This is a genomic window from Corynebacterium sp. (assembly GCF_030535495.1).
Lineage (GTDB): Bacteria > Actinomycetota > Actinomycetes > Mycobacteriales > Mycobacteriaceae > Corynebacterium.
The window spans coordinates 1-10,383 of sequence record NZ_JAUNRW010000030.1 but is presented as its reverse complement, the minus strand read 5'-3'; the positions used below and the strand labels follow the sequence as shown (position 1 = coordinate 10,383).

8 protein-coding genes are annotated in these 10,383 nt (G+C 66.1%); 5 read left to right on the top strand and 3 right to left on the bottom strand.

The features are described 5' to 3' along the window. Positions 1-262 precede the first annotated feature (262 nt). Both Q4F73_RS05655 and Q4F73_RS05650 read left to right on the top strand, forming a co-directional pair. Complete coding sequence (locus tag Q4F73_RS05655; RefSeq protein WP_303358385.1) at positions 263-868, top strand: nucleotidyltransferase domain-containing protein; 606 nt, start codon at positions 263-265, stop codon at positions 866-868. A gap of 19 nt (positions 869-887) precedes the next feature. Beyond that, complete coding sequence (locus Q4F73_RS05650; protein WP_303358384.1) at positions 888-1,292, top strand: hypothetical protein; 405 nt, start codon at positions 888-890, stop codon at positions 1,290-1,292. A 10-nt stretch (positions 1,293-1,302) separates the two neighbouring features. Here the strand turns inward: Q4F73_RS05650 and clpB are convergent, their stop codons facing one another. Further along, the gene (gene clpB / locus Q4F73_RS05645; protein ID WP_303358383.1) at positions 1,303-3,861 is read right to left on the bottom strand and encodes an ATP-dependent chaperone ClpB; all 2,559 of its coding nucleotides are present in this window, start codon (positions 3,859-3,861) and stop codon (positions 1,303-1,305) included. A 238-nt stretch (positions 3,862-4,099) separates the two neighbouring features. Between clpB and Q4F73_RS05640 the strand changes: the two genes are divergently transcribed. Then, complete coding sequence (locus Q4F73_RS05640) at positions 4,100-5,494, top strand: ATP-binding protein (RefSeq protein ID WP_303358382.1); 1,395 nt, start codon at positions 4,100-4,102, stop codon at positions 5,492-5,494. A 112-nt stretch (positions 5,495-5,606) separates the two neighbouring features. Here the strand turns inward: Q4F73_RS05640 and Q4F73_RS05635 are convergent, their stop codons facing one another. Together Q4F73_RS05635 and adhP are read right to left on the bottom strand one after the other, a co-directional pair. Further along, positions 5,607-6,956 (bottom strand): sodium/glutamate symporter, encoded by a 1,350-nt coding sequence (locus tag Q4F73_RS05635; RefSeq protein ID WP_303358381.1) that lies wholly within the window; start codon positions 6,954-6,956, stop codon positions 5,607-5,609. 39 nt (positions 6,957-6,995) lie between these two features. Beyond that, positions 6,996-8,027, bottom strand: a complete 1,032-nt coding sequence (adhP, locus tag Q4F73_RS05630; protein ID WP_303358380.1) for an alcohol dehydrogenase AdhP — start codon at positions 8,025-8,027, stop codon at positions 6,996-6,998. 139 nt (positions 8,028-8,166) lie between these two features. Here adhP and Q4F73_RS05625 point away from each other — a divergent pair, with 139 nt between their 5' ends. Then, positions 8,167-9,324, top strand: a complete 1,158-nt coding sequence (locus Q4F73_RS05625; RefSeq protein ID WP_303358379.1) for an NAD(P)-binding domain-containing protein — start codon at positions 8,167-8,169, stop codon at positions 9,322-9,324. Beyond that, on the top strand, positions 9,321-10,383 hold a 1,063-nt coding region (locus Q4F73_RS05620), incomplete at its 3' end, for an LLM class flavin-dependent oxidoreductase (RefSeq protein WP_303358378.1). The genes Q4F73_RS05625 and Q4F73_RS05620, both read left to right, overlap by 4 nt.

The window sequence follows — 10,383 nt, the reverse complement described above, 5'->3', positions numbered from 1 at the left end:
GCCGCCGCGACCCGCCACGCCGCGCAGGTGGAGAACTGGGGCGAGGTCATCGACCACTACGACGGCCAGCCCGTCACCCGGCACATCCGCATGACGTCGCTGCTTATCGACGCCCTCGAGCACCTCGCCCAGGTCGCCTACATCGCCGGGATGCCGGATCCGGCCGGATAGCTGTCCACGGGCCCACATGGAAGCTACACTTGTTGCCTATATGCAACGATAGTTGCTTAAGCGCAATGCCAGTTACCTCTGGGAGAGTATGATGCGCCTGCAGAACCCCTTGTCGGCGGTAGGCACGATAGGCCTGGATTCCCAGGTCCTGCAGGTCCTCTGCGGGACCGAGCAGTTGCTCTCCGCGGCCCAGATCACCCAGCTCCTCCCCGAAGAGGGTACGCGCCAGGGTGTCCAGAAGAGCCTGGGCCGACTGGTGGAACAGGGTCTGGTGACTGACATGACGGTGGGCCGCTCGCGCGCGTACTCCCTCAATCGCAGACATCTTCTCGCTGACGCAGTCGTGGCTATGAGTCGCGCCCGGGCCGCTCTCCTGTCCAGGATTACCGCGCTCGTCGACACGTGGTCCACGGCTCCGACAACGGTGACCCTTTTCGGGTCCGCCGCCCGGGGTGAGATGCGCAGCGACAGCGACATCGACCTGCTCGTCGTCATACCCGACGACGCCGATGACGACATTTTCGATACGCAGATCCACGAGCTCGCATCCGCGGTCCATTCCTGGACGGGCAACGATGTCCGCCCGCTGGTGTACCGCGAGTCCGAGGTTTCCCCAGCTCCGATATTCACAGAGATCGTGGCCCAAGGAATCCATGTTGCAGGCAACCGCTCCTGGCTGCGGAGACAGCTCCGCTGAGAAGGGTTATGGTCGGGACGTGTCCCCTCCGCGCCCACACAATCGCACCGTCCCCGCCGACGACCACGTTCGGCGGGGACGGCTGACCAAGGCACGCCAGTTTCTCGCGGTCGCCGACGATGCCCGCGACCTCCACGACTCAGACGAAACGGTCGCCGACGCCTGCGTGACCTTGTACGTTCATGCCGGCATCGCCGCCGCAGATGCGGTATGTGCCCGACACCTCGGGCGGCACGCGAAGGGGCAGAGCCACGAGGAGGCCGTCCAGCTACTCGCGATGGTCGACCGCACAGCCGCTCAGGATCTGTCGGTCCTACTGGGCATGAAGACCCGCGCGGGTTACGGACATGACTCCGTCACCGCCACTCAGGTCCTCCGCGCCTCCCGGCTCGCCTCCCGGTTGGTGGATCTCGCCTTGACGTGAAACGCCGGACCTAGCCGCGGGAGACGTCCAGCGACTCGCCGCCGTCGGCGACGTCCACGTGGACGGTGTCGCCGTCGCGGATGTCACCGGCCAGCAGCTCCTTGGCCAGGCGGTCGCCGATGGCCTGCTGGATGAGGCGACGCAGCGGACGGGCACCGTAGGCCGGGTCGTAGCCACGCTCACCGAGCCAGGACTTCGCCGCATCGGAGACGTCCAGGGTCAGACGACGGCCCGCGAGACGGGCGGCCAGCTGGCCGATCTGGATGTCGACGATATGCGTCAGCTGCTCCTGGGACAGCGGGTCGAAGATGACCACGTCATCGAGGCGGTTGACGAACTCCGGCTTGAACGTCCGCTTCACCGCGTCCATCATCTGCTCGCGGGTACCACCGGCACCCAGGTTCGAGGTGAGGATGAGGATGGTGTTACGGAAGTCCACCGTGCGGCCCTGGCCGTCGGTGAGACGACCCTCGTCGAGGACCTGCAGCAGCACGTCGAAGACATCCGGGTGGGCCTTCTCCACCTCGTCGAAAAGCACGACGGTGTAGGGACGACGGCGCACAGCCTCGGTGAGCTGGCCACCGGCATCGTAGCCGACGTAGCCCGGAGGGGCACCGACGAGACGGGCGACGGAGTGCTTCTCGCCGTACTCCGACATGTCGATGCGCACCATGGCGCGCTCATCGTCGAAGAGGAACTCCGCCAGCGACTTCGCCAGCTCCGTCTTACCCACACCGGTGGGACCGAGGAAGAGGAAAGAACCGGTCGGACGGTTCGGGTCCGCCACACCGGCGCGGGCGCGACGCGTCGCGTCCGAGACGGCCTGCACGGCCTCCGCCTGGCCGACGACCCGGTTGCCCAGGACGTTCTCCATGGCCAGCAGCTTCTCGGTCTCGCCGGCAAGCATCTTGCCCGCCGGGATGCCGGTCCACGCGGAGACGACCTCGGCGATGGTGTCCGGGGTGACCTCCTCGCTGAGCATGGCGTTGTTGGAACCCTGGGACACCTCGGCCTCCGCCTCGGCGACCTCCTTCTCCAGCTCCGGGATCCGGCCGTAGCGCAGCTCGGCGACACGACCGTAGTCACCGTCGCGCTCCGCGATCTCGGACTCCTGGCGCAGCTGCTCCAGTTCCTCCTTGGCGCCGCGCACCTTGTCGATGCTCGACTTCTCGTTGGTCCAGCGGGCCTTGAGCTCACCGAGCTTCTCGCGCTCGTCGGCAAGCTCTGACTGGAGCTTGCTCAGGCGGTCGCGGGAGGCGGCGTCGGTCTCCTTCGACAGGGCGACCTCCTCGATCTCGAGGCGGCGCACGATGCGCTCGAGCTCATCAATCTCCTGCGGGGAGGAGTCGATCTCCATGCGCAGGCGGGAGGCGGCCTCATCGACCAGATCGATGGCCTTGTCCGGCAGGAAGCGGTTGGTGATGTAGCGGTCCGACAGGGAGGCGGCGGCGACCAGCGCGGAGTCCTGGATGCGGACACCATGGTGGACCTCGTAGCGCTCCTTGAGGCCACGGAGGATACCCACGGCATCCTCGACGCTCGGCTCACCGACGAAGACCTGCTGGAAACGGCGCTCCAGCGCGGCGTCCTTCTCGATGTACTTGCGGTACTCGTCGAGAGTGGTGGCACCGACCAGGCGCAGCTCACCGCGGGCGAGCATCGGCTTGATCATGTTGCCGGCGTCCATGGCGGACTCGCCGGAGGCACCGGCACCGACGATGGTGTGCAGCTCGTCGATGAACGTGACGATCTGCCCGTTGGAGTTCTTGATCTCGTCGAGCACGGCCTTGAGGCGCTCCTCGAACTCACCGCGGTACTTCGCACCGGCGACCATCGACCCCAGGTCCAGGGAGATGAGCGTCTTGCCCTTGAGGGACTCCGGGACGTCTCCGGCCACCATGCGGCGGGCCAGGCCCTCCACGATCGCGGTCTTGCCCACGCCCGGCTCACCGATGAGCACGGGGTTGTTCTTGGTCCGGCGGCTGAGCACCTGCACGACGCGCCGGATCTCGGAGTCGCGGCCGATCACCGGGTCGATCTTGCCCTCGCGCGCACGCGCGGTGAGGTCGGTGGAGTACTTCTCCAGGGCCTGGAACTGGCCCTCCGGATCCTGGTTGGTCACCTTGGAGGCGCCGCGCACGGAGGGGAACGCACCCTTGATGGAGTCATAGGTGGCGCCGCGGCCCTTGAGCAGCGACGCGGCGTCGGAGTCACCGCGCGCGATGGCGGCCATGAGGACCTCGGTGGAGACGTACTCATCGCCGAGCTCGCCGGCCAGCTCCTGGGCGGCGGTCAGCGCGTTGAGAGCCTCGCGGTTGAAGTTCGGGTTGGCCAGGTTGGCACCGGCGGCCTTGGGGTAACCGTCGACAAGCTCGCGGGCCTCGCGGGCCACGGTCTCCGGATCGACGCCGGTGGCCTTGAGCACGGGGGCGGCGATGCCCTCCGGCTGATCGAGAATAGCGGCCAGCAGGTGCGCCGGACGGATGTCCGGGTTGCCGTTCTTGGAGGCCGACTGCAGTGCGGACTGCAGGGCCTCCTGGGTCTTGGTGGTGGGGTTGAACGAGCTCATGGCACGTTTCCTTTCTCTTTCGTCTGTTATCTACTAGTAGTAACGCCTCAAGAGTTGAGTCTGTTCCACTCAAGGGGAGAAAATTTGAGTCTTCTGCGCTCAAGTTACCGGAAACGTGCTTATCGACGCCCCACCATCGAGCATCTATCAAGCTCCTATCAAGTAGATGGAGCTGTTGAGCAGGGCTTTTGCTGCTACTTGATAGCTACTTGATAGATCTATCAAGTAGGATTCGAGCATGAACTCTTCCACCGGTGACGCTCCTTGCGATGAGTGGCTTTCCCGCCCGGAGAACCAGTATTTCGACCGCAAGAGTTTCCAGATTCAACCCAAGGATCTAGCCAAGAGCATCGTGGCGCTGGCCAATAGCGATGGCGGCACACTCGCCCTGGGGATCCGGGACCGAACCCTGGAAGGTCGCCCCACGCCGACCCAACTCAATGCCTTCAGTCAGGTGAGCCAGGAACTGACACAACCGACTGTCCCACTGAAGATGGAGATCATCGACTGCGGCCCCTCCCCCGATTCTCCCCAGGTGGTCCTGTTGCAGATCCCACCCAGCGACCGGGTGCACGAAAGAAGTGACGGACAGTGCTTCCTGCGACGCGGGGACCAGACCATGAGCCTGGGCTTCGAGGACCGACTCGAACTCAGTTACAGCAAAGGCGAGCGCCAATTCGACTCGACTCCTCTCCCCCAGCTGAGTGTCGACGATCTCGACGCGGATTCACTCGCCGACTATGCGGCCACCATCGGCGCCTCCGACAGACTTTCCGCCCTACGCGGCCGTCACTTGCTAACCCGCAATGGGCAGGTCACGGTCGCCGCCGAACTCCTCTTCGGCAAGGACCCCCAGGGATCCTTCCCGAATGCGCTGGTGCGGGTCATCAAATTCGATTCCACCGATCGAACCACCGGCTCTCGCCAGACGATCAGCCATGACCGGCGCTTCGAAGGACGCATTACCGACATTCTGACCGCCGCCGCCCAGGACATCCGCGAACTGGTCCCCACCCACAAGAAACTGTCGTCCGGGGGCCTGTTCGAGTGGATTCCCATTCTTCCGGAGGCAGCCTGGCTGGAGGGCCTGGTAAATGCCGTCCTCCACCGCTCCTACAGTCTGATCGGCGACCACATTCGAATCGAGATCTATCCCGATCGGATCGAGATCACCAACCCCGGCAGATTTCCTGGCCTGGCAGACCCTCGCGACCCTCTGTCGATCGCACGGTTCGCCCGGAACCCTCTCATCGCGCGCACTGCCATTGACCTCGGAATCGGCCAGGAACTGGGAGAGGGTATCCGACGAATTTACGAAGAAATGCGCCTGAGCGGCTATCAGGACCCCGAGTACAGGCAGACCAGCGGGTCTGTGACCCTGATCCTCCGCGCCGCGGCCCGGATCGACGATCTGACAATGGCGACCCTGCCCGTCCATTCGGAAACGATCCTGCAGACCATGCAACAGCACCACCGGCCCCTCGGGACGGGAGATGTCGCCGAGCTCAGCAACGTCAACCGCCCCGCCGCCCTGCGGGCGCTCAAAGCCCTCCGCGATGCGGGACTGGTCATCTGGCATGGCCGTGGACCAAAGGACCCCCGGGCCACATGGTCACTCGCCAACCTGCTCTGAGACCATCTATCTAGCTCCTATCAAGTAGATGGGGCGGTTGAACTGGGCTTTTGCTGCTACTTGATAGCTACTCGATAGATCTATCAAGTAGCTATCAAGTAGCCTCCCCCGCTTAAACCTCCGCTTTCGCGGCGGCGCGTTTCACTGCACCCGGAGTCTTCCCCGTGAAGATGGGCACGAGGATCACCGCCACGGCGATGAGCAGCGACGCCCATCCCAGGCCGGCGGTGAATCCGGCCAGCACCGCGATCGGGGCCAGAATGGTCATGCCGATCTCGAAGGGGGCGAAGCCGACATAGGCGACGCCGTACTCATTGAGCGTGCCGGACTTGAGCTTCGGGTCGACGATCTTGAGCAGCGCGATACCGGTCGCGACGGCGGCGGTCGCCCAGCCCCAGGAGAAGATGCCGCGTTCGAGCCACTTCTCGCCGAAGAACTCCGGCGAGAGGACGAAGAAGATGAACACGCAGTACAGGGTGCCCAGAACAAACAGGACCAGCAGAGGCAGCCAGTAGTCGGCGATGGCCGCGGGCACGATGGAGGCCACACCGAAGGCGATGAGGTAGTCGGTGGCGGCACCCGACATGGAGTTGACGGTGTTCTTGTCCAGGAAGTCCTTGCGCCCCAGCCCCGTGAGGAGGGCGCGGCCCAGCAGGCCGATCACGAAGGACATCGCGAACAGCGGAATGGAGACATTCGGGAAGATCCCCGTGATGAAGCCGTTGACCAGGTAGGCCACCAGCACGGTGAGCATGACGAACCCCAGGTGCAGGGCCAGGGGCTCAATGGAGGAGGGGTTGGTCGTCGCGCGGCCGATCGACGGGCGCTCCTTGACGTTGTCGATGTATCCGGAGCGCAGCTCCCACGGCAGTTCGCCGGGCATGGTTGAGGCGCGGCCGGTGCGGATACCCCAGTTGGAGAAGATGAGGCCACCGACGATGGCGGCCAGCGTGCCCACGGTGGCCGAGGTAAACCCGAGGGAGCTGGCGGCGACAGCACCCGCCTCCTCGAGGGAATGGCCGACCGCGGCGGCGGTGCCGAAGCCGCCGACGAAGCCGACGGGCAGCATCATGCCGAACCAGTTCTCGGTACCGAAGAAGGGCTTGAACAGGAAGAAGCCCAACAGAATGAACAGACCCCACTGCCCCAGGAACATGCCGGTCGAGTACGACCACATCTGGCGTGCGCCGGTGCGCACCGAGGGGGTGAGGTCCATGCCGTACGCCATCGACGCGAAGACGAAGGCGATGAGAATACCGGTGTAGGTGCCGATCTGGTCGGAGAATCCGATGAGTCCGAGCACCTGGGGGCCGAGTACCAGGCCGAGGAGACCGGCAGTGATCGACGCCGGCAGGAGCAGCTTCTGGAACATCGGAATCTTCCGACGGAGAAGATTGCCGATGATCATGAGAAGGGAGATCCAGCCGACGTCGATAAGCAGGCTGTACGGGGTGTAGTCCATACCCCTTACTTTATGGCAGGAGGTATGACCTCAGCGACCTCAGTACTTGATGGACATACGCCCCTCGATCTTGCCGTGGCGCATCTCCTCGAAGACGGAGTTCACGTCGTCGAGGGAGCACTCGGAGACGGTGGGCTTGATCATGCCGCGGGCGTAGAAGTCGAGGGCCTCCTCCAGATCCTGACGGGTACCCACGAGGGAACCGCGGATGGTCAGCGCCTTGAAGACGATCTCGAAGATCGGGGCCGGGAAGTCCCCCGGGGGCAGGCCGTTGAAGACGATGGTGCCGCCCTTGCGCGCCATACCGATGGCCTGGCCGAACGCGGCCTCGTGCACCGCGGTGACCAGGACGCCGTGGGCACCGCCACCGGTGAACTCCTGCACCGCCTCCGCGGGATCGGAGTGCTTGGCGTTGACGGTGAACTCCGCACCGTGGCGGGTGGCCAGCTCGAGCTTGTCGTCGGCGATGTCGACGGCGATGACGCGCATGCCCATGGCGACGGCGTACTGGACGGCGATGTGCCCGAGGCCGCCGACGCCGGAGATGACCATGAACTGGCCCGGCTTGGTCTCGGCGACCTTGAGGCCCTTGTAGACGGTGACGCCGGCGCAGAGGATCGGGGCGACCTCGACCGGATCCGCCCCCTCCGGGATGCGGGCGCAGTAGCGGGTGTCGACGAGCATGTACTCACCGAAGGAACCGTCGACGGTGTAGCCGCCGTACTCGGCGGAGTTGCAGAGGGTCTCCCAACCGGTGCGGCAGTGCTCACAGGTGCCGCAGGCGGACCACAGCCAGACATTGCCGACCATGTCGCCCACCTTGAGGTCGTGCTCGCCCGGGCCGAGCTCGACGATCTCGCCGACGCCCTCGTGGCCGGGTACGAACGGTGGCTCCGGCTTGACCGGCCAGTCGCCCTCAGCTGCGTGGAGGTCGGTGTGGCAGACACCGGAGGCATGGAGCTTGACCAGGGCCTGGTGGCGCTCCGGCGTGGGCAGCTCAACCTCGCGGACGGTGACCTCGGGGCCGAATTCGTCGACGACGGCGGCGCGGAAGGAGGTGGGTGCAGACATGGGAGTTCCTTTCAGAAGTTCGATTGAATGTGTTTCAGGCCACAGTAGCGGAGGGGCACCTGTGGTCGCCATCACAATTTCCAGGGAAAGGTCGCAACATCTTGTTGATATATCACCATTATCGGGTACGGTGGGGGACATGCACTATCGCGCCATCATCATCGGCGCCGGCCAGGCTGGTCTGGCGGCCGCCCACGAGCTGCGCCGTCGTGGCCTGCGCCTGGGCCCCGACGGAGATGTCCTCGTTCTCGACGCCAACGACGGCCCCGGTGGTGCCTGGCGCCACCGCTGGGATTCCCTCACCCTCGGCACGGCCCACGGCATCGCCGACCTCCCGGGCCTGCCCATGGACCGCCCCGACCCTGCCACCCCGGCCTCGCGCCTGGTCGCCGACTACTACGGCTCCTACGAGGACGCCTTCGACATGCAGGTCGTGCGCCCCGCCCCGGTCCGCAGCGTCACCCCCGGACCGAGGCACCTCACCGTCACGCTTATCGACGCCCGCGTCTTCACCGCCGACCTCGTCCTCAACGCCACCGGCACCTGGGACAACCCCTTCATCCCTTTCGTTCCCGGCATCGAGAACTTCCGCGGCCGCCAGCTGCACACCAAGAACTACGTGCGCAAGGAGGACTTTGTGGGCCTGCGCACCCTCGTCGTCGGCGGCGGACTGTCCGCCGTGCAGTTCCTCCTCGAACTCGCCCCGGTCACCGAGACCGTGTGGGCCACGCACCGACCCCCGAACTTCACCCGCCGCGAGTTCGACGCCGGTTGGGGCCTGGCCGTCGAACAGGCCGTCCGGACACGCACCTTCGCCGGGCAACGCCCCGCCTCGGTCGTGCGCACCACCGGCATCCCGCAGATCCCCGCCTACCTCGACGGGGTCGCCGACGGCACGCTGGTCTCCCGGGGCATGTTCGACCGGGTCACCGAGACCGGCGTCGTGTTCGGCCCGCCGCAAAGTGAGCGCGCGGCCGGCTACGGGCCGTCGGAAAGCGAAGAACTCCAGGTCCCGCAATCCTGGGACCCGCTGCCCGTGGGCACGGAGATAGATGTCGACGTCATCTTCTGGAACACCGGTTTCCGCCCGGCCCTCCGCCACCTGGCGCCGCTGAAGCTGCGGGGCCCGCAGGGCGGGATCCGGATGCTCGATGAAGTCACCCCGGCGGCGGATCCCCGGGTCCTTCTCGTCGGCTACGGCTCCACTGCCTCCACCGTCGGCGCCACCCGCGCCGGTCGTCTCGCGGGACGCCGCGCCGCCCGCCTCCTCCAGCAGAAAGTAGAATCAGCAGCGTGAAAGCCTTCGGATTCCTCAGTTTCGGCCACTACGCCATCGGCAACCAACCCGGCCCCGACGCCGCCGAGACCCTCCAGCAGGCCCTCGAGTTGGCGATCGCCGCCGACAAGATCGGCGTGAACGGCGCGTACTTCCGCGTCCATCACTTCGCCCCGCAGGGAGCCTCCCCCATGCCGCTGCTCGGCGCCATCGTGGGTGCCACCAAGAATATCGAGGTCGGCACCGGTGTCATCGACATGCGCTACGAAAACCCCCTCTACCTCGCCGAAGAGGCCGCCGCCCTCAACCTGCTTTCCGACGGCCGACTCGCCCTCGGCGTCTCCCGCGGGTCACCGGAGCCTGCACAGCGCGGCTGGGAGTCCTTCGGATACCGGGCGGAACAGCCCAACGGCGCCGACATGGCCCACGCCAAGTTCGAGCAGTTCCTCACCGCCATCGACGGCTACGGCGTCGCCGAGGCCGCCCCGGCCGAGGAACAGTACCCCCGCATGTACCAGCCCGGCACCCCGCTTCCGGTGTTCCCCCACTCCCCCGGCCTGCGTCGGCACGTGTGGTGGGGCGCCGGTTCCCACGCCACCGCCGAACAGGCCGCCCGCGACGGCGTCAACCTCATGAGCTCGACCCTCGTCTCCGAGGCCGATGGCTCCTCCCTCGGCGACCTGCAGGCCGAGCAGATCGCCCGCTACCGTGCAGAATGGGCCGCCGCAGGGCATGACTGGACCCCGCGGGTGTCGGTGTCCCGTTCGGTGTTCCCCATCGTCGATGACCGCTCGCGGGAGATGTTCGGCATGCAGGCCACCGGCCGCGACCAGATCGGATCCCTCGGTGAAGGCACCCCGGTCACCTTCGGCCGCACCTATGCCGCCGAGCCGGACGTCCTCATCCAGCAGCTCAGGGACGACGCTGCCGTCATGGCCGCCGACACCCTCATGCTCACCATCCCCAACCAGATGGGTGTGGAGGTCAATCTCTCGATCCTGCAGTCCTTCGCCGAGCACGTCGCCCCGGCGCTGGGCTGGAAGCCTGCGAACGAGGGCCGGGTGGAGGGGTACCCGGTGG

What these genes read in the sequence shown, in the direction of transcription:
- Q4F73_RS05655 (WP_303358385.1), top strand. Translation starts at nt 263, where the DNA reads ATGCGCCTGCAGAACCCCTTGTCGGCGGTAGGCACGATAGGCCTGGAT.
- clpB (WP_303358383.1), bottom strand. Translation starts at nt 3,861, where the DNA reads ATGAGCTCGTTCAACCCCACCACCAAGACCCAGGAGGCCCTGCAGTCC.
- Q4F73_RS05640 (WP_303358382.1), top strand. Translation starts at nt 4,100, where the DNA reads ATGAACTCTTCCACCGGTGACGCTCCTTGCGATGAGTGGCTTTCCCGC.
- Q4F73_RS05635 (WP_303358381.1), bottom strand. Translation starts at nt 6,956, where the DNA reads ATGGACTACACCCCGTACAGCCTGCTTATCGACGTCGGCTGGATCTCC.
- adhP (WP_303358380.1), bottom strand. Translation starts at nt 8,027, where the DNA reads ATGTCTGCACCCACCTCCTTCCGCGCCGCCGTCGTCGACGAATTCGGC.
- Q4F73_RS05625 (WP_303358379.1), top strand. Translation starts at nt 8,167, where the DNA reads ATGCACTATCGCGCCATCATCATCGGCGCCGGCCAGGCTGGTCTGGCG.